17 protein-coding genes are annotated in these 19,877 nt (G+C 43.8%); 9 read left to right on the forward strand and 8 right to left on the reverse strand.

Translation table 11 applies throughout. The annotated features are described in order from the left end of the window. A partial coding sequence (locus VIM91_RS07110) for an EAL domain-containing protein (RefSeq protein ID WP_331864124.1) occupies nt 1-2,289 on the forward strand: 2,289 nt, incomplete at its 5' end. Between the two features lie 16 nt (nt 2,290-2,305). On the opposite strand, the gene VIM91_RS07115 is transcribed toward VIM91_RS07110, so the two are convergent. Beyond that, the gene (locus VIM91_RS07115; RefSeq protein WP_331864125.1) at nt 2,306-2,992 is read right to left on the reverse strand and encodes an HPP family protein; all 687 of its coding nucleotides are present in this window, start codon (nt 2,990-2,992) and stop codon (nt 2,306-2,308) included. A 175-nt stretch (nt 2,993-3,167) separates the two neighbouring features. Here VIM91_RS07115 and VIM91_RS07120 point away from each other — a divergent pair, with 175 nt between their 5' ends. Then, entirely contained in the window at nt 3,168-3,839 is a 672-nt protein-coding gene (locus VIM91_RS07120) for a rhodanese-like domain-containing protein (RefSeq protein ID WP_331864126.1), read from the forward strand. Nucleotides 3,840-3,882: 43 nt separating this feature from the next. On the opposite strand, the gene VIM91_RS07125 is transcribed toward VIM91_RS07120, so the two are convergent. Continuing rightward, nucleotides 3,883-4,335: an Rrf2 family transcriptional regulator gene (locus VIM91_RS07125; RefSeq protein ID WP_331864127.1), complete on the reverse strand. Its 453-nt coding sequence runs from the start codon at nt 4,333-4,335 to the stop codon at nt 3,883-3,885. A 167-nt stretch (nt 4,336-4,502) separates the two neighbouring features. Between VIM91_RS07125 and hmpA the strand changes: the two genes are divergently transcribed. The 3 genes from hmpA (at nt 4,503) to VIM91_RS07140 (ending at nt 8,417) form a co-directional block, all read left to right on the forward strand. Beyond that, a complete protein-coding gene (gene hmpA / locus VIM91_RS07130; RefSeq protein ID WP_331864128.1) occupies nt 4,503-5,684 on the forward strand; it encodes an NO-inducible flavohemoprotein in 1,182 nt (393 codons plus the stop codon). Between the two features lie 59 nt (nt 5,685-5,743). Beyond that, the gene (locus VIM91_RS07135; protein WP_331864129.1) at nt 5,744-6,904 is read left to right on the forward strand and encodes an NnrS family protein; all 1,161 of its coding nucleotides are present in this window, start codon (nt 5,744-5,746) and stop codon (nt 6,902-6,904) included. 193 nt (nt 6,905-7,097) lie between these two features. Then, on the forward strand, nt 7,098-8,417 hold the full coding sequence (locus tag VIM91_RS07140; RefSeq protein WP_331864130.1) for a diguanylate cyclase: 1,320 nt from the start codon (nt 7,098-7,100) through the stop codon (nt 8,415-8,417). Between the two features lie 22 nt (nt 8,418-8,439). On the opposite strand, the gene VIM91_RS07145 is transcribed toward VIM91_RS07140, so the two are convergent. Further along, nucleotides 8,440-9,324 (reverse strand): HDOD domain-containing protein, encoded by an 885-nt coding sequence (locus tag VIM91_RS07145; protein WP_331864131.1) that lies wholly within the window; start codon nt 9,322-9,324, stop codon nt 8,440-8,442. Between the two features lie 162 nt (nt 9,325-9,486). On the opposite strand from VIM91_RS07145, the gene VIM91_RS07150 reads away from it, so the two are divergent. The 3 genes from VIM91_RS07150 to VIM91_RS07160 all read left to right on the forward strand — a co-directional run bounded on the left by VIM91_RS07150 (nt 9,487) and on the right by VIM91_RS07160 (nt 11,972). Continuing rightward, nucleotides 9,487-10,089, forward strand: coding sequence for a hypothetical protein (locus VIM91_RS07150; RefSeq protein ID WP_331864132.1), 603 nt, complete (start codon nt 9,487-9,489; stop codon nt 10,087-10,089). A gap of 41 nt (nt 10,090-10,130) precedes the next feature. After that, a complete protein-coding gene (locus VIM91_RS07155) occupies nt 10,131-10,916 on the forward strand; it encodes a methyltransferase domain-containing protein (protein ID WP_331864133.1) in 786 nt (261 codons plus the stop codon). Between the two features lie 87 nt (nt 10,917-11,003). Next, complete coding sequence (locus VIM91_RS07160) at nt 11,004-11,972, forward strand: DNA/RNA non-specific endonuclease (protein WP_331864134.1); 969 nt, start codon at nt 11,004-11,006, stop codon at nt 11,970-11,972. Nucleotides 11,973-12,016: 44 nt separating this feature from the next. On the opposite strand, the gene VIM91_RS07165 is transcribed toward VIM91_RS07160, so the two are convergent. The 4 genes from VIM91_RS07165 to VIM91_RS07180 form a co-directional block, all read right to left on the reverse strand. Then, nucleotides 12,017-14,014, reverse strand: a complete 1,998-nt coding sequence (locus VIM91_RS07165) for a methyl-accepting chemotaxis protein (protein ID WP_331864135.1) — start codon at nt 14,012-14,014, stop codon at nt 12,017-12,019. Nucleotides 14,015-14,060: 46 nt separating this feature from the next. After that, nucleotides 14,061-14,672 carry an SCO family protein gene (locus VIM91_RS07170; protein ID WP_331864136.1) on the reverse strand — a complete coding sequence of 204 codons (612 nt, stop codon included), beginning with the start codon at nt 14,670-14,672 and terminating at the stop codon, nt 14,061-14,063. Between the two features lie 133 nt (nt 14,673-14,805). Further along, entirely contained in the window at nt 14,806-16,956 is a 2,151-nt protein-coding gene (locus tag VIM91_RS07175) for a TonB-dependent receptor (protein ID WP_331864137.1), read from the reverse strand. Nucleotides 16,957-16,998: 42 nt separating this feature from the next. After that, entirely contained in the window at nt 16,999-17,367 is a 369-nt protein-coding gene (locus tag VIM91_RS07180; RefSeq protein ID WP_331864138.1) for a hypothetical protein, read from the reverse strand. Between the two features lie 119 nt (nt 17,368-17,486). Here VIM91_RS07180 and VIM91_RS07185 point away from each other — a divergent pair, with 119 nt between their 5' ends. Next, a complete protein-coding gene (locus tag VIM91_RS07185) occupies nt 17,487-18,626 on the forward strand; it encodes a murein transglycosylase domain-containing protein (RefSeq protein WP_331864139.1) in 1,140 nt (379 codons plus the stop codon). An 8-nt stretch (nt 18,627-18,634) separates the two neighbouring features. On the opposite strand, the gene VIM91_RS07190 is transcribed toward VIM91_RS07185, so the two are convergent. After that, the coding region (locus VIM91_RS07190; RefSeq protein ID WP_331864140.1) for an acyltransferase at nt 18,635-19,877 on the reverse strand (1,243 nt) is incomplete at its 5' end.

A 19,877-nucleotide genomic window follows, 5' to 3' on the forward strand; every position in this document is an offset into this window, starting at 1 on the left:
AATCAAGATATGCGAATTCGGCAATGGGCCTCCGACCATGGTGGTGTATATGTACCGCCGAACGATACCACACCGCCCAACCCCTATCTAAACCATCCACAACGCGACGTTATCACCACATCAGGATTATCCCTGACCTTACTAAACCCGGCTTATGTGTTGCGAAATATAAACGAACGCTACGGTGATCCCGAAGGGATTCTGACACGCATTACCAGCCTACATCCCATGAATCCAGAAAACGCAGCCGATGCTTGGGAAATAAAAGTGCTCAATCAATTTCAACAATCGCCACAACCCGTGCAAGAGCTCTATCAAATGAACGGCCAAACTTACCTTAGGCTCATGAAACCTTTTATCGCCGAAGCAAGCTGCTTAAACTGTCATGCACAACAAGGCTATCAAGCTGGTGATTTAATAGGCGGGATTGGCGCCGCGGTGCCGATTCTTCATTTTGCTTATTTTTACCAGGGGCGAGGTTTTGAGCTACTACTTTCGCATTTGCTGATTTGGTTTATTGGCGTGACCGGCTTCGGTTTGGGTTGGCGTCGCGAACATTTTTTAGATAACGAACGCCGTAAAAAAAACCAGCTGCTGGAAGAGAGCGAAGCGCTATACCGAGCGATGACAAACAATGGCCAAGCCCTCATTTGGATTGCGGATTTAAATAAAAACTGTACATTTTTTAACCAACCTTGGCTAGAGTTTACTGGCCGAACACTTGAGGAAGAACTGGGTGAAGGCTGGACAGAAAACGTGCATACCGACGATTTGAAGCATTGTCTAAACACCTTTAGCAAGGCGTTTGATGAGCGTCAAAAATTCAGCATGATTTACCGCTTAAAACGCCGTGATGGTGAATATCGTTGGATTGTGGACGATGGCACGCCACGTTATGATGCACAAGGCCATTTTGTTGGCTACATCGGTCATGGGTTAGATATTACCGATGTGCGTGAAGCCAAGACCGAAATTGATTACCTGACTAATTTTGATCTGCTCACCCAATTGCCAAATCGACAATTAACCACGCAATATTTAATGCACGCCTTACATGCCAGCGAACAAAATCAGCAGTATGGCGCTGTAATTTTAATTGATTTGGATAATTTCAAACTCCTCAACGAATCGCAAGGCCACGACGTTGGCGACGAATTATTGCAAAAAGTGGCGGCACGTTTGTCCGACCTCACCCAAAATCAAGCTAAGCTAGGTCGTTTTAGTGGTGATGAATTTATGATTTTATTAGAAAATCTATCCGCTAAGGAGGATCGCGCCCTTACAAAAACCAACCAATTCATTAATACCCTGATGCAAAGCCTTAGCTTACCTTATCCTTTGGCCCACCATGATTATCAAACCACTTGTAGCGTCGGCGTCATGCTGTTTCAGGGTGACCATTATCTAGTCGATGATTTAATAAAAAGTGCCGAAGTCGCGATGTATCGCGCTAAGGAAAATGGTCGCAACACCTATAAATTTTTTGATCCAAGCATGCAACTCTTGGTAATGAAACGCAGTGAGCTGGAACGTGATTTACGTAACGCCATCAACCGACAAGAGTTTGTACTTTATCTACAACCTCAAGTAGATCAACAAGGCCAAATTACCGGAGCAGAAGCGTTGATACGTTGGGCGCATCCTAAACTGGGCATTCTTTCGCCCAGTGAGTTTATTGACTTAGCCGAAGAAACCGGTTTGATCTTGCCACTTGGGCACTGGATTTTAGAACAGGCTTGCCAAATTATCCTGCGCTGGGCCAGCCAGCCAGCTATGGCTACACTCACTTTATCGGTTAACATCAGTGCACGCCAACTGCATCAAGCCGACTTTGTCGAGCAAACCCTAAATCAACTTGAACAATGTGGAAGCGATCCGACAAAATTAAAACTCGAAATAACCGAAAGCATGTTAGTGGTGGGGGTTCAGCAAGTGATGCAAAAAATGCATCAAATCAAAGCTAATGGCGTACGTTTCTCGTTAGATGATTTTGGAACCGGTTATTCGTCGTTAGCTTATTTAAAGCAACTGCCGCTTGATCAGCTCAAAATTGATCAAAGTTTTGTACGCGATATTTTAGTCGATAAAAACGACGCCGCGATTGCCAAAATGGTCGTGGCTTTAGCCGAGTCATTGGGGTTAGATGTGATAGCGGAAGGCGTAGAAACGCCGGAACAACAAGTGCTGTTAGCCGAGTTGGGTTGCTATAACTATCAAGGATTCCTCTATGGCCACCCTTGTCCGATAGAGGAATTTGAAACCCGCGTCCTGCAAACCAATGCGCTTTAACTAACGCAACTTGAGTTTAACGACCAGGCCTGCTGGTTTTATGATGTTCACGCGCGGCACGATAAAGCTGCATAAATTCGGCTTCACTCATTTCAAAATAACCTTGCATTTGTTCGCTGGCATAAACTAAGTCATCATGGGTGATTTCTGGCGTTTTTTCAGGCTTAGGCTGAGTTTTTTGAAACACCACATAAGGGTAACGACGCCACTTGAACGGCGCGTTAAATACAACTGAAACAAAAATTAAGGTCAAAACACTGGGCAATAAACTCAACCATAATAAACTCCAGCCCAAGGTTTCAACTTCAACCGTGCCCAACGCAATAAACAAGGCGGTCGCCCCACCCGGCGCATGACGCGCTTTAAATAACTGCATAAACAACAAGGTACTGGCGACTGCAATCGGCACCGCGATCATCGGGTCTTTAAATAAAGCCCAACTCGCTAAACCACAGGTTCCGGCTAACATTTGACCCGCCAACACGGCCCAGGGTTGTGCCATCGGTGCATGAGGCGTAGAAAACAAAATAATCGCACTGGCACCCATCGAGGCTATAACAAACCAGGCATACACGCCATCACTTACCCAAGCCATGACAATCACGACCGCGATCATGGCAATAAACACGCCAATGACAGACAGAATCATTTCCGATAAATGGCTGGACTCAAAAGAAAAAGCAGATTTCAGTAATCGTTTCATGTGGGTTTCCTCGAATAGTTTATTGGTGCTCTACGGCGCTTTGCTTGGTATTTCTTATCTTTTCTTGACAGTTTAACGCGATGCGTTTTTTGACAAAATGCGTAATTTTTGCTAGGTTAATTAATGACCTAAACCGCTAGTCCATTTATTACATTTGGGTCAAAAGGGGGACATCATGTTTTCTAAATCCAGCATATTCCAATCCAATATTTTCGTCGTTTGTCTGTTCGCCCTGGCCTTTAACCCAGCGCTTTCAGCCGACGACTTAAAGGTCAAAATCAGTTCTAAAATCAGCGAAGTGACCGTTCAACATAATGGTCAGCCCGTGACGATTAAACGTATCCAAGACCAAAAAAACACTGTGGTTGAGGACTACGCTTTAACTTCACGCGCTTGTCCACCATTTTGCGTGCAACCCATAGAAGTTGCACCGGGCGTCACTACCATTGGTGAACTGGAATTGCTCGACTTTTTACAACGTAAATCCGATGGTGATAAGTCTATCGTCATTATCGATTCACGCACCCCAGATTGGGTGGAAAAAGGCACCATTCCGGGAGCGACTAATTTACCTTGGACCAAATTACACCCTCAATCTGACGGCTATGAGCCAATTGAAGTCGAAGGCATTCTAACCTTGCAGTTTAACGCCAGCGTAAGCGAGGGCATTTGGAATTTTTCAAACGCCAAAACACTGGTATTTTTCTGTAATGGCCCTTGGTGCGGTCAGTCGCCAACCAATATCAAAGCACTGGTTAACTTAGGTTACCCAGCCCATAAAATGTTCTGGTATCGCGGTGGCATGCAGGCCTGGCAGTCTTTAGGCTTAACCACAGTAAAACCTTAAATCATCAGTTTAGCATGCCGCATTAAGTTAGAGTTAATCTAACTTAATGCACCGAAATAGGCTGGGTTGCAATGTCAGTCAGAAAAATTTCGTGGCGCACCTGAGGCGTCACAATATCACTTAAACTAAACTTCCCTAGGTGCGCCAAATAACTTTCTTGTGCTTGATACAAATAATTTTTCAGCACGCATGAACCCTCAATTAAACAAACCGGTTCTTGGCAGTTAACTGGGTTCAAGGTGGCCTCCATTAACTCTACCACCTCTCTTAAATTAATTTCTTGCGCAGCTTTAGCTAGCTTTAGCCCACCACCTTGTCCTCGAACCGATTCAATTAAGCCACTATTGGCCATTTTTTGTACGATCTTCATGACATGACTGCGCGAGATGTCAAAACGGCTGGCAATTGTTTGTATTTGCGATAAGTCTTGCGCCGGTTTTGAGGCTAAATAAATCAACACTCGAAACGCAAAATCTGTCTGTTTTGTAAGTTGCATGACCTTTCTCCCCCTGCCTTGGTTTGTCATTATAGTTGACAAACCATAAAACATTCAACTAATATGCACCTTTCAAAGATTCATACAAAATGAATCTTAATTGGTTAGGCAGTTCAATCCATCGTTCATGGCCGCCTAACGTCCACCCAATAACAAAAGAGTGTTTTATGTTGACGCCACAGATTATTCAAACCGTTAAATCCACAGCGCCTGTTTTGGCCGAACAGGGCGTAAAAATTACCGACTTATTTTATGAAAAACTGTTTCGTAATCACCCTGAGTTGAAACATATCTTTAATATGGCTAACCAAGCACAAGGTGAACAATCTAAAGCCTTAGCCGAATCGGTATTTATGTATGCCAGTCGTATCGACGAGCTCGAGGCACTCGGCCCCATGGTCAAACGTATTGCACATAAACATGCCAGTTTGCACATTCAGCCTGATCATTATCCGATCGTAGGTAAGTATCTACTTGAAGCCGTTCAAGACCATTTATCTCTTCCCGATAACCATGAAATCTTACAAGCTTGGGCGGTCGCTTATGCATTTTTGGCTCAGGTGTTTGTCGATACCGAAGAACAAATTTACGCCGCTAATGAAGACAAACCCGGCGGATGGCGTGGCTTTAAAGCCTTCAATATTTCGCGCATTGTCGAAGAAGGCGGGTCGGTTAAATCATTTTATTTAATCCCCGAAGATGGTGAGCTTGTTGACTTTGAAGCGGGTCAATACTTGGGCATAAAACTGAAAGGCGATAAGGGAGAATTTGATGAAATTCGTCAATATTCAATCTCGAATGCCCCAGGTGAAGCCTATTACCGGATCAGTGTTAAAACGGAGGCACATTCGGCCGACCACCCTGGACAAGTTTCCAATCGTTTACATCAAGCCCAAGTAGGTGATCAAATATGGGTACAACCACCAACGGGTGAGTTTTTCATTAAGAATCAAACCAGCGCTAAAGTCTTTATTGCTGGCGGTGTCGGCATCACGCCTTTAATGAGCATGTTGAAAGATCAGCTCAACAAACAGCCTGACCAAAATCTATGCTTTATTCAATGTGTACGAGATGAATCGCACCACATCATGAAAAACGAAATCCAATTGCTCAAGCACAAATATGGCTTTGACTACTTTAGTGCCTATCAGTTTGGAGAAGGATCCGATCACAAAGGCTATTTAACGCCTGAGGTTCTGGCTAAATGGCTTCCTAACACGCAAGCCGATGTATACTTTTGCGGACCCAAACCATTTATGGCGGCCGTATATGATCAATGCATTGATCTAGGATTTAAGCCTGAACAGTTGCACTATGAAGTGTTTGGTCCAACCACATCACTTAGATAACCCGTTGTGGCTAAGGTCTGTGCTGGCCGACCTTAGCCTTTTCGATTGGATAAATAACCATGAAAGAATCGATTTTTTTTGAACGCGCTTTTCGTAGCTTTTTTTTGGGCGGCGCGCTATTTGCGGTGATTGCGATGGCCTTTTGGTGGTGGCAATTTCCAAATCCCACCGCCGGCTTTAGTGGTATTAACGCAAGTTACTGGCATGCGCATGAAATGATTTTTGGCTATGCCTTAGCAACCGTAACGGGATTTTTGTTAACCGCTGCGATGAACTGGTCACGCATGAATTCGGCTTCGGGTTGGCGACTTGCGGTTTTGTTTGGCTTTTGGCTATTGGCCCGTGTCGGGTTTTTAATCGACTTACCCCTTATTTGGGTCGCGGGGTTTGATTTAGTGTTCAACCTTGGACTCATGCTGCATTTTATCTGGCCGGTTTGGAAACGTCGTTTAAGCGCCCAAGTCGGGCTGGCGGTGTTATTTGCTGCTATTTTTATTGCTAATTTAAGCTTCTATATCAATGCCCACCAGGCCTGGTCCTGGGTGGACGAAAGTCTAATGGTGGGTTTGTTTTTAGTGCTGAGCATAAATTTGACTATGATTCGGCGTTTAACGCCTTTTTTCACAGAAAAAGCGCTTGGCGTAGCGACTTTTAAAAACGCCGATTGGTTGGATAGATCGATCTTAGCCGGCTTTGTTAGCTTAATGCTGGCGGTCGTTTTTTCGCCCGCTAGTTGGCTAATTAGCCTGATCGCTTGGCCGTTAGCTGGTTTATTTATGATTCGCCAGGCCTGGTGGTATCATCCAAAAATCTGGACCCAGCTACTCATTTGGCCGTTGCATCTGTCCCACGCTTTTATCACTCTGGGCTTAATGCTCTATGGTTTTGTAGGTCTAGAATGGGTCGCGCCCAGCCTGGCCATTCACGCCTTGGCAGCTGGCGGCATAGGTTTATTGTGCTCATCGATGATGGCGCGCATTAGTCTCGGTCACACTCAACGCAATGTGTTTGAACCGCCCAAGGGTTTGATTTGGGTGTTTGTTGCCTTAACTTTGGCAGCATTTAGCCGTGTTATTTTGCCGCTTGTCTGGCCACAGCATAGTTTAATCTGGATTCAGTTGAGTCAATTCGGCTGGATAATCGGCTTTGGCTTACTGTTAATTTTATATTGGCACATCCTCACACGCCCCAGTCTTAAAGCACCAGGCCTGGTGCTTTAAACAAACAGGCCAGTAAATTTGAGCTGGCCTATGACATTAACTCTGTCTAATATTCTAATTTATTTATATATAATATTTTTTTATGCCAATTCATAAGTTTTGCTCTAAATCCTTTTAAAAATAAGATGTTAAAGTTTATTTTGTGTTAAAAAATAACGTTAATAAAAATCTTTTAAGGCTGTAAGTGCATCTTATGAAAAAAATGACTGAAAATTCTTTTGGCATGTGGATTGCCCTAAGTCTGTTATTGGTGATGCTCCTAATTACAGCCTTAGTAATGACCGCTCAACAATTAACCCATTCAACCCTCAATAAAGCCGGCCATCTGGTCAGCCACCAGCACCAGAAGTTACACAGCTTACTCAACATGCATATTGCTGGGCAAAATCGCACGATCAACTTGCAACAAATGTTGCTACTAGAGGACCCATTACTCATCGACGAAGCTTTGATGCGTTTTTATGAAAATGCGAGCGATTATTTGTCTAATCGTGAAAACTTAGCGAACCTGTCGGATGAAACCCCATTTGAACGCCAATGGATTGAAGAAATCCACCAAATGGCTAATATCACCGGGCCCTTGCAAACCCAAATTGCCAGAATGACCCTACAGGGTGAAAGCCAACAAGCTCGGCATCTGATTGCTACCCAAGCCATTGATCTGCTCAACAACTTTACCAACAAAGTAAATGAGTTTTCACAATATCAATCGGTCGAAATTCAGAACGCCATTAAACAAGCCGCCAATTCGATTGATAAACTCATGATAAAAGTCGTCGGCTTAGCGATCGCCCTGATTATCACGAGTTTTTTATTTGCGTTATTTGTGTTTAATAAATTTAGTGCTATTAACCACGCCTTACGTCAAGCAAATGAAGAGTTGGAACAACGTGTCACCGAACGCACCATGGCTCTGACTGAGACTCAAAATAAACTGATTGATAAGAACCGCATGTTAGAAAAGCTTTCTGAAACAGACACACTAACGGGCTTGGTTAACCGCTTTAAAATGGATCAATATCTACAAACCGCACACCAACGTTTTATCAAGTTCGGCGAACCTTATCAGGTATTATTTTTAGATATTGATCACTTCAAACAAATTAATGATGAACATGGTCATGAACTGGGTGACGAGGTGTTGGTCGAATTTGCCGCGTTACTCAAAGCCCAGTTTGGCGACCTTAATTTGATTGGGCGCTGGGGCGGGGAAGAATTTATCATGTTGAATGCCTCGTTTGATAAGGCACAGGCTTGTGCACAAGCGGAATCGATTCGTCAGGCGATCGAAGCCCATGAGTTTAGAGGGCTGGAAACCATTACAGTCAGTATTGGGGTGGCACGCGTGACCTATCAAGACCAAATTAAACAAGTGATTAATCGCGCAGACGTGGCACTGTATAAAGCGAAAAACACCGGACGTAATCGAGTTGAAGGCTGTGAACATATGTTAACCGCCGCTAATACAGAAGACTATGTGCTTGCGGCTGCAGGCTCTAAGCCGGTAAATTAACCGCTAAAGCCGATGATTCGATTCAATGACTTGCTTCAGGCAACACCTCCGAGTCCGCCCATTTTTCAAGTGCCGCATCCGCTGCTTTTAACATAGGTTCGGTGATGCCAATAAATTCGCAAGCCTCTTCAAAACAGTCTTCTAGCTCTTTGGTAGCAAACTGATCTGAAAAACGCTCAAACACCAAAAAGTTGGCGACCCGATTTAACGCGACCATCTTAGCGGTACGTTCGTCATATTTAGCCAAACTCTGCAAATCTTGATGGTGATGAAATAACACACTCCGATACAACAATGATCCGAGATTCCAGCGCTTGGTAACCAATCCGCCGACAAAACAGTGGGATGTTTTATAATGAGCTTCTTCATCTTGGTATTGACTGATTGGAAACGCGGGTTGCTGACTAAAAAACTTATCCCGATAATGAATCGGGTCATGTCGCATCATGTACAAAGCGCCAATATCTTGCATATAACTCACCAGAAACACTTCAGCACGGCTGAAGCCATAAACCCAATGGCTTAATTCAGCGGCCGCAACCCCGGCTCGCATACAGCGCTTTAAGACTTTTTGGTCTGCGCTTGAAACTGGCACAATTTTAAGCACATGCGATAACACAAACAGCTGATGAATTTCTTCTAAGCCTAACAGATGAATCGCCGCCGCCACACTTAGAACCAAATCATCGGACGGACGATTTAAAGCCTGATTCGCCATACTTAAAAACCGCCCCATCACTTCAGGATTGCGCGAAATCACCGCCTCAATTTCGGCAATGTTTGGAGTATCGCCGGTGATTAATGCGTGCAACTGCAATATTTCTATCGGAACGGTTTCAACTTCCAGTGTTTTAAGGATAAGGCTGGCTTTGTTGACCCCTTCTCGCATTTTAGCTTCATCAAACATGCTGTTCCTTTGCGGTTTTAAACTTGATATTCGTTAGCTCAGATTATAACCAGATATCCTAGTCTTTAACTCGGTTAAATAAAACGCTTTGGTTAAAAACCGATTTCCTGCTGTAATGCGCTGGTATGATGCTAACGAACCTATATAAATAAGAAGCCTTTTATGTCAAAACGAATTGAAGACCTACTCAAACAAATTACACAACTTGAAGATGAGCTGGGCACGACCTTGCGAGAACGCCAACAACAAATCAGTTACCACTTAAAAGGCAAGCGTGTTGAGTTTGAACAGTCGATTAGCCAGTCGCACAAAAAACTCAAAACCAGCCTAGTTCGCACCTTATTTATCGATCGTCCACAAAACATTATTACGGCTCCGATTATTTATGGCATGGTGATTCCACTTGTATTCATGGATATTTTAATCAGCTTTTATCAATACACCTGCTTTCCAATTTATGGCGTGGCACGTGTTAAACGTCGACCTTATTTTGTTTACGACCGCGATCAATTACGCTACTTAAACATTGTGCAGAAAATCAATTGCCAATATTGCGCCTATGGCAACGGTTTAATGGCCTATGCCAGTGAAATCATTGCACGTACTGAACAATATTTTTGTCCAATTAAACATGCTAAGAAACGTCTAGGCGCACATCCACGTTATCTTGAGTTTACCGAGTTTGGCGATGCTGAACACTTTAAGTCTGAATTGATAAAACTTCGCAAAGAGTTACGCGAAGCAAATGACGAATCGATTACTTAAACCCATTATAATAGCGGCTGTTAACTGCAACTGAGCCCAGCATGAATCAACCTAAAGATCGTAATTTTGATGGTTTAATTGAAAAGTTTGAACAAAAAGTTTATGGCACCCTGAAGGGCGAATGGCGCTTAAAACTTATTAAAGAAGACCTCGCAAGGTTTCACGTGAAACCTTGCGATTCGAAACCTGAATTACAAATTTGGGATGCCGGTTGTGGATTTGCCCAAGTAGGTTTATGGCTAGCGCAAGCCGGCCATAAACTCACACTTTGTGATTTATCGCGCAAAATGCTAGATCGTGCCCAACAAAACTTCGCGCAGGCAGGGCTAGAAGCACAATTCTTGCATGGCGCATCGCAAGACTTAGCTGCCGATTTGCCAGAGTTTGACTTGGTGTTATTTCATGCCGTGCTAGAGTGGCTGGCCGATCCTAAAGCCACTCTGCGAACCGTCGCACATAAAACCAGGCCTGGTGGTTATTTATCTTTATTGTTTTATAACCGCAATGCGTTTGTCTACAGCAATGTTTTAAAGGGTGAATGGCGCTGGCCACTCATTTTGCAAAATGCTTATATCGGCAAGGGTAAAAAACTCACACCGCCCAATCCACAATACCCACATGAGGTTTTAGGCTGGCTAAAAAACTGGGGGTTTAAAGTCGAAGTGCACACCGGCATTCGCGTTTTTAACGACTTCATTCGTCCAGATATTTTAGAAAAAAGTGACCACCAAGCGCTACTGGATTTGGAATATCAATACTGCCGCTTACCCACCTATCGTGATATGGGTCGTTATGTTCACCTGCTTGCCAAACGTCGTTTTAATTAAAATTCGAGTGATTCGATACCCATAAACTCCTGTCGATTCTCATAAAATTGCTCGTATAATGAAGCCTTCAGAAATCGGAGATTGAATATGGCAAGATGGCGCAGATGGCGACGCCGACGTCGTGGCAACAATGGGAATGGCTTTACCTCAGCCAACCATCCAACCAAAAGCAAAACCAAACTTGCACGTTTAAAAACCTATGCCAAGGTAGCTGGCGTGAGTGCCCTTGCGGCAAGTGTTTGGTATGCGGTTGAAACCCAAGTCTTGCGCAGCAGTATGAGCTTTGAAGGCACACCCAAACACCGTGACTTTGATACAGATTGGCTAGACCAATTAACCACACGCGTGTTTCGCAATGATGCTTACATGGTCGGTTATTCAGAAAAGCTCGGCAACCCGCTATGGGTCACCTATCAAGTTCTGCCCAAACCTGAGTTTAGTCCTCGTCTGCCACGTCCGAGTCAGTTTCAATCCGATTGGCGCAGCACACGCTGCTGGTTTGTCTTACCTTGTATCGAACACGATGATTACACAGAAAGCGGCTATGACCGTGGCCATTTAGCGCCTAACCATGTGATTGCATCACGTTATGGACAAGAAGCCCAAATCGAAACCTTCTTAATGACCAACATTACGCCACAAGCACCGAATTTAAATCGTCGTGCCTGGCAACGCTTGGAAGAAATTGCGGCCAATCATTTTGCTGATCGTTATGCGCCTTTTACAGTGGTAACCGGGCCGATTTTTGATGATAAACCCAAACATCTGCCAGGCTATAAACTCATCGCGATTCCCAAAGGCTTTTATAAAATCTTTATTCGAGAATCGAAAAACGGTGAGCCGCCGAAGGTACTGGCTTTTGTCATGCCGCAAACCGCATTGGGTAATGAAGACTTAAGTCAGTACTTGGTTAGTGTGCGTGATATCGAAGAACAGACGGGTTTAGATTTTATGCATGAGTTAGATGATGGCGTCGAAGCCTATGTGGAAACCTTGATTGATCCACAGTCATGGGATTTTAACGAAGACATCGCCAACCAAAGTGCCCGATATTGAGTGTGTTTGAGCATCTACCAGGCCTGGTAGATGCTCAAACAACTTTATTTGTTAGATACAAACTTGGTACTCGCCACTTTAAAGCGAGCAATTAATCTTTCTAAGTTTTCCGATTGTTTCGCCAACATATCAGCAGACTCTACCGTCTCTTTGACAAAGTTCACCATACCTTGGGTTTCTGAATCCATTGACGAAACAGCCTGATTAATTTCGACTATGCCTCGATATTGCTCTTCGGAAGATTCAGCTACATTAGACACCAACTCCGATACCTTAAGAATGCTATGTTCGATAGCACTAAAGGTTTCCGCCGATTCCTTAACTAAGTTTAACGAACCCGCTACACGTTCGGTGGTTTGCTCAATTAAATTACGGATATCTTTTGCCGCTTCCGAGGATTTTTGAGCTAACACACGTACTTCTCCCGCCACAACCGCAAAACCACGTCCAGCTTCACCCGCTCTGGCTGCTTCAACTGCCGCATTTAAAGCTAATAAATTGGTTTGAAACGCAATACTATCAATCAAACCTACAATGTTTTCAATCTTCTCACTGGAGTCACTGACACCTTGCATTGCTTGATTCAGGCTTGCTACTTTGGTTGCGCCTAAAGTAGCGGTTTTGTTAGACTGCGCCGACAATTGGTTCGCTTCTTGTGTGGTGGATGTATTCTGCTGCACGGAAGCTGTCATCTGCTCCATCGTTGAAGCAGTTTGCTCAAGCGCGGCTGATTGACGCTGAACTCGTCGAGTTAAATCCTGTGACCCACTTTGAAGTCGGTGTGCATCACTATGAATCATTTGGCTGGCGTGCGACAGCTGGGAAACCAAATCACTTAAAGATTCGGTTGCCTGATTAATCGCTTGTTTTAATTCATGCAACTCACCTTTTAATGGTTGTTGAATGGGCTGGGTCAAATCACCTTCGGCTAAGTTTTGCGCCGCCAAACGAATCGATTCGAAACCATGTTGTACTTGATCCAAGGATTGATTAAGATTATGGCTTACCTCACCCAGTAAACCGGGCGCATCACCCTGCATACGTTGATTAAAATCACCCTGTCTCATCGCTTGAGCTATCTGAGCAATTTGATTCAACTCTTGTGCCATTAAGATCATGGCTTGATCAACTTTCTGACGAGTCTCACCTTTGACCCGATCATCTATTCGCACATCAAAGTCACCATTGGATAACCCATCCATTACCTGATTTAAACTTTGCATCGTGATTGCCAAGTTATCGGCCGCCGCATTCACCGCCTGTTTAATTACTAACAGGTCGCCCTTGTAGTCTTTGATGACTCGGGCTGAAAAATCGCCCGCTGCAATCTGTTTCATCACCACACTAATTTCTAACAAGGCCTGGTCTGTACTGCTCATTAAGTCTTCTAGCGCATCTAGCGTTGGGTCTTTTAATTTTGTTTGGCTCGAATCCACTTTATAGTTATTGGTTTCGGCCGCCTGTCTTAAGCTTTGCGCAACAAATGAATTGACGATAAACTCTTTACGCATCAGTTGCGCCAAATAGATCAATACGCCAGACTCCACTACCACAAAAAAAGCATGTAAAAATGTTATATCCCAGCTGCAGCCATAGTTAAACAACATAATTGGCATATCTGCCAACATCACTGAGTTTAACTGGAAATAAGTTAATAACACGTGATGCACCGCACCAACACTTGCCGCGACTAATACTGGCAGTGCGTCACGATAAGCCAGCAGAAACGCCAACGCGACAAAGATATGAAAGTGCATTTCTATTCGACCCATTTGCGCCTGAATAAGAATAGCCGAATTTAACATCAACGCCGCACCGACCACCGCTGAAAAACCACGTGTTCCTTTTAAACTCATGTAAGCGACCACTACCAACAAAGCCGTAACGATTGACGCTATCATGGCAAAGGTTTGTGTGTCATTGCCCCATGGCGCTAAAAACATAGTGAAGGGTAAATGAGCTAACAAAATAATGAGCATCAATTTATCTACCTTCTTGCGCTCAATTTGAAATGCTTGTGCAAGTGCTTGGGTCGTGTTCACGATACCTTCCTTCTATTCATTGGCTTATATAGATACAGAGATTTGTTTACAAAGCAGGCTTAACCTGATTTCGAAGAAAATCTAGATCTTGCTGCAACTTTGTGTAGTTCAAATAGCGACCGGTATAAGTGCGTCGCCATTGACCATTTGGATCGATCAAAAATACAAAACCGGCATGATTCATTTCATAATCATTTTCCTCAGCTGGAGTTTGGTAAAAGGGCACTTTATAAGCAAGCGCCAAATTTTGTATTTCAAGTCTAGAGCTGGCATACAAGGCGATAAAACGCTCGCCTAAACTCTCTATTCTTTGTTTTAGCACTTCTTGAGTATCACGCTGAGCATCCATAGTGATAAACACAATTTTAAAATCTTGTTCTGGCGTTTGTTTGTCTAAATGAAAGAAGGTGGCTAAATGAGTCTGACAAACACCGTTGCAGTTTAAATAACCAAAATATAAATAGGTAAACTGTCCTTTAAAATCATGTAACTCGACGCTTTTATCATCAGTAGAATTAAGCTTAAAGCCAGGTGCTGGCTTATTTACAACCATTCCATAACTGTTAAATGAAGACACCAGGCCTGGTATAAAAGGCAAAGCCATCAGCATTACGATGAGTAACAATACAAACGAATAAGCTCGGAAATCTGGACGCACAAAAACACCTAAATACAAAACGTATACATATACTATACGACAGTTATTAAATAAAGTGCATTTAATTGATTTTGTTTAAAAAATTAGGAAGGAACCTACCCAAGCGAACGGCTTGGATAGATTTAGAAAAAGCCTAAAACGCGAGGTGTGCACTGAGTTTGATGTTGCGCCCCATACCTAAGGTATAACCTTTATAAGTATCTAAAAAATCGCGGTAGGCGGTATCGAATAGGTTTTCAACTTTTAACTGCAAACCTAGATCGTAATGATCCAGCGGTAAACTTGCGGTATATTCGACATCCCACAACTGATAAGCATCCGTGCTGGCAGAACCAAAATCGGTATTATCAAACTGTGAAAACGGCTCGTATAGTCCAGCTGATTTTTTAGCCGCAACAAACTTAGCTTGCACAGCTAATTTGTTTTTTTGAAATCCAGCCATTTCTCCTAAAGAATATTCCGCTTTAAGGCGCAGATTATTCGCCGGCATTAAAGGCAGCTCTCTATTTTCCTTTAGATCTTGACCATCAATCAGTTCTAAAGCGGCCATTGTTTTTAGCTTGTGTGTCCATTGCGCCCAAGCACTTAATTCAAGGCCTTGAATGCGTGCATTGGTTTGCTGATTTTTCATTTCATCATAACAACCTGGTGTACCGGCTTTACAACTAGTACCTTCTTCATCAACATTGTTACCCGTTCTTTCTAGATAAATAAAGTCATCAATCTGATTGTTATAAACCGTTGCGGTCGCGCCCGCTTGTTCGGTTTTCCAGCGCAAGGATAAGTCGGTATTAACAGACGTCTCGGCCTCTAAATCTGGATTACCTAGTTGATAGGCTTGCACGCCCCCATGTGTGCCACCCGCATACAGCTCAAAAATACTTGGAGCTCGGAAACCTTGTGCTACATTCAGAGCCGCCGACCAGTCTGAATTAATTTTATAAGTGGCACCAAAAGAACTGGTTAACACTGAGAAATCCCGCTCATTGTTACTGGCATCGAACACATGAGCAAACTCATCATTTCCCTGTCCATCTAACGGGGCTTCGATATTTATTTGGTCATAACGCGCACCCAACTGCACCACCCAGTTATCCATATCGGCTTCTTCAAACAAATAAATGGCTTGGCTGTTGGCCTGGGCTGTTGGGGTTAAATGCCCAGATTTCAAAGTTTGATCTTTTTGCGACCACTCCACACCCACTTCGCCTTTAAATCCAGCTACTTCTGGGTGCTCAAGACCTAATTTAATATCATCCCTAACCACTAATAAATCCAGATAATGATCCGTGCCTTTTTCAGAAGCCATCGTCTCAAAAGGTTCATCATGCGTGGCTTCACGCGTATTTCGGGTATGCGACCAATTCGGTTTTAACACCCAATCGGCAGAAATAAAAAACTCACCACTTAGTTGGGTTTCTTGATTTTTTAGAAGCTGGCCTGCGCCTACCGCCTGGGGTGGGTTGCCTTCAATGTTGAGATAGTTTTGTTTGCTTTGCCAATCAGAATACTGCACCGCAACTTGACCCCAATCCGTCTCATAACCCAAACCAACATTGGCGGCTTGGTTTTCAAAATTAGTAAACGGAACTTCACCAGTAAAGATCGCACGATCATTGTTTTCGCCTGGTTGCCAAGCGGTGGCGTCACCGGTTCTGAAGTTATCAGCTTCACGTAAACTGCCACCTAAATTAAACATCCAGTTGCCTGAACGTGCTTTCACTTTTGCACCCATCTGGGTTTCAGCATTATTTGAATTGATTTCGCCTCGAACTTCGCCCGCTAAACCGTCTTCTGTTAAAAACGAGGGCGCCAACACATTCACCACACCGCCCATCGCTTCAGAACCATAAAGCACACTGCTTGGTCCACGAATGACTTCAATTTGTTCCGACAGAAAGGCATCGACATTAGGATTATGGCGCGTGCCATAGGCTTGGTAATCGGTGGTCATGCCGTTTGACATCACTTTAACTCGGTTGCTGGTTAAACCCCGAATCACGGGTTTGCCGGACTGAGAGCCGGTTTTTTGATTATTCACACCCACCATTTCTTCGAGCATTTCGCCTAACGAACCCGACTCTAAGTTGGATTTAGCATCGCCTTCAAGATGCTCCACTTGGGATGGCACTTCAAACGCATTGTGTTGGTTAACCGGCGAGGCCGATACCACAATCGCAGATAATTCATTGGCTTGTGCCAAATTAGGAAAAAGTGATAAAGCGGGTAAGCCGGATAAGCCTAAAGCTGACAATACAGCCAGGCGCAGCGTTGTATGTTTCACGTGAAACTCCTTAATTAATAGACAAAATTGGTGAACTATTAATTAAGCGACCGGAGGCCCTCGGCTCCAGTGTGAAGGATAGCTAGCAGAAGATACTGAAATAGCAAACACAACCACCAGGCCTGGTGGCGTGGTAGTGGTCATGTACCAGCTTAAATTTGTGGCCGGCTCAATCGCGGGGTTCGGCACACTGTCAAATAACTCACAAACCCAGTGATCCATTCCTGTTAAATCATGGGCGTGCTCTGCATGGGATAAGTCAGACGTTGAAATATGATGGTGTGATGCTTCAGTCTGAACATCCTCGGTATGAAACGGGTGCACCACCGCGTGCGTCAGGCTTAATGTCTGAACAAACAGCAGACTGAGGATAATAAATAGGCTAAAGCGATAGGATTTCATAACCGTCATTATAATAGATCGGCCTGAATTAACCTATAAGCTAACCACCAAACTATTAAATAAGAACGCTTAGATTTAAGCCATGACAAAACTGGTGACCAAGCTCAGCTTTAGCTATAATGCAAAACATGAAAAGACGCCAACTCCTCCAATTACTTGCTGCCAGCCCGCTTGTTGGTATATTCGGTTGCACTCCTAACGAAGTGAGACGATCAATTCAAGCCGGACAAAATCTAACCAAAGGCGATGTCACCAAAGCTTTGACCGATCAAATTCCCACCACCGGCATTCCGGCTTTAGATCAGTTAGTGCGTAAACAATTCGAAGAGCTAGCCGAGCGCTTATTAAAAGAGTGGGGCGATGAAAAGGTCGCCAGCCAAAAAGAATACATTAAATACACTGACGAATATCAAAGCCGTGCCATCGTCAATTTTGAAACAGGCGTGATCCGAGTTGAAACCGTCGATTCAAAAGATTCAAAAGCCAAACTCGAACAGGCGATTATCACCACCTTACTTACACCGGATGATCCCAGCAAAGTCGAGCTCTTGACCGATAAAGACGTCGCACCGAACGGCGAACCGTTTTTGTTGAATTTGGTACTCGACCATCAAGGTCAGCCAGTGCGTTACGCCTGGCGCGCACAACAATATGCTCAATATTTAATGCGCACCGCCTATAAACAAGATACCTATAATAAAAAACCCCGCCACTTTGTGACCTTTAATATGGTGAAAGACCACCAAACCGGTTCACAAAACAAATACGCGGCTTATGTCACCGAAAACACCCGACGCTACAAAGTTAAGCCTTCTTTGGTGTATGCCATTATGGAGGCCGAAAGTAGCTTCAATCCATATGCGATTAGTCATATTCCGGCCTATGGTTTAATGCAGATTGTACCTAGTTCGGCGGGACGAGACGCACATCAATTGGTGTATAACAGACCCGGCACGCCAACCAAAGACTACTTGTTTGTGCCGAAAAACAATATTCGCATGGGCACGGGTTATTTATCGATTTTGAATGATCGTTATCTCGCCAAAGTAACCCATCCGCTATCACGCGAATACTGCGTGATCGCTGGTTACAATACCGGCAGTGGTAATGTTTTAAAAGCCTTTGATAAAGATCGCGCTAAAGCCTTTGATCGGATTAATCAACTCAGTCCAAATCAGGTTTATCAGCAGCTCGTGAAAAACTTACCTTACGAAGAAACGCGCCGTTATTTGCAAAAGGTCACTCAGTACCAACGCAAATATGCCTAGCGTTTTCGTTAGGCTCGGCCATGTCGATGGAAGGGTTTTTCGATAAACACATGCAACACTAAACTAAATAACCAAGTCAAAATCGAACCCAGCACAAAGATTAAACCAATCTGCCAATAATGCACTTCGCTAACGGCTTTAACATCGGTAGTGCCAAATACCACAACAGCCGCTATCGCCAACATCGGAAAATGGAATAAGTACAAAGGAAACACCATTTCACTCCAAGAGCGCCAAAAACGCGCACCCAAGAAACGCTTAACCCCCAACTTTACACCTTCAACTTTAGGTAACAAAATCGCCAACATTAATAGGGTGATACCCAAAGCAAACACACTGCGATGATAGGCCAAACCCAGTCCGTTTAAAGTTGGGTACAAAACTTCGATTTGCTTATGGTCCGGGAACAACATGCTAAGCGCGACTAGTACCCAGCCAGTATGGAATAATTTGGCTTGATGCTGCTGCAACCAGGCCTGGTGGTTAACCCAAACCCAAGCCGCCAACACACCCATAATTAACGGATCAAATCGCATCCAGGTCGGATAATAAATTTGATCAAGAATAATCGCCGGATCTATTTTCTGGGTTAAATAAGCCATAATCGACTCTTGATACAATCTGGCATCTGAAAAAATCACCCCCAGTTTTATCAGCAACGCAAACGCCAATATGCCAAACAAAACCGGCGCTAAAAACCGACCTGATAAAGCCAGAATAACCGGCAAGACTAAATAAAATTGCATTTCGATTGCTAACGACCAACCTACCGGAATGAGTTTGGTTGCATCAGGAAAATTGTTTTCCATAAAAAATAAATTCAGTAATAAGCTATAAGCATCGCCTTTCCAAGCGGCAGAAGCGTAAAGCCCCAGTGCGATTAAAAACAACGGCAAAATTCGAAACAAACGTTTGCGATAGAAACGCCAAAAATCGATAGGGTGACCTTTTTGTTGCGCTTTAAGTAAAGAGGTCGCGAGTAAAAACCCTGAAATAACAAAAAATCCATCCACCGCTTTGTCAAAACTAACGACTAAACCTAAACCCCAGGGTAGGTTGATCACCAGTTCACTAAAGGCTTGTTTTGAAAGCACCACATGTGCGATATAGAGCGAGTGAAACGCCATCACCATTAAAATCGCGATCGCACGCAAACCATCAATCGCCGAATGCTCATGATCACTTGCACTTAATGCTTGAGAAAAGTCAGATTTGATTTGCCAAAATGCCACAGAATGTTTCCAAATCGGT

The organism is Thiomicrospira sp., from assembly GCF_036568485.1.
GTDB lineage: Bacteria > Pseudomonadota > Gammaproteobacteria > Thiomicrospirales > Thiomicrospiraceae > Thiomicrospira.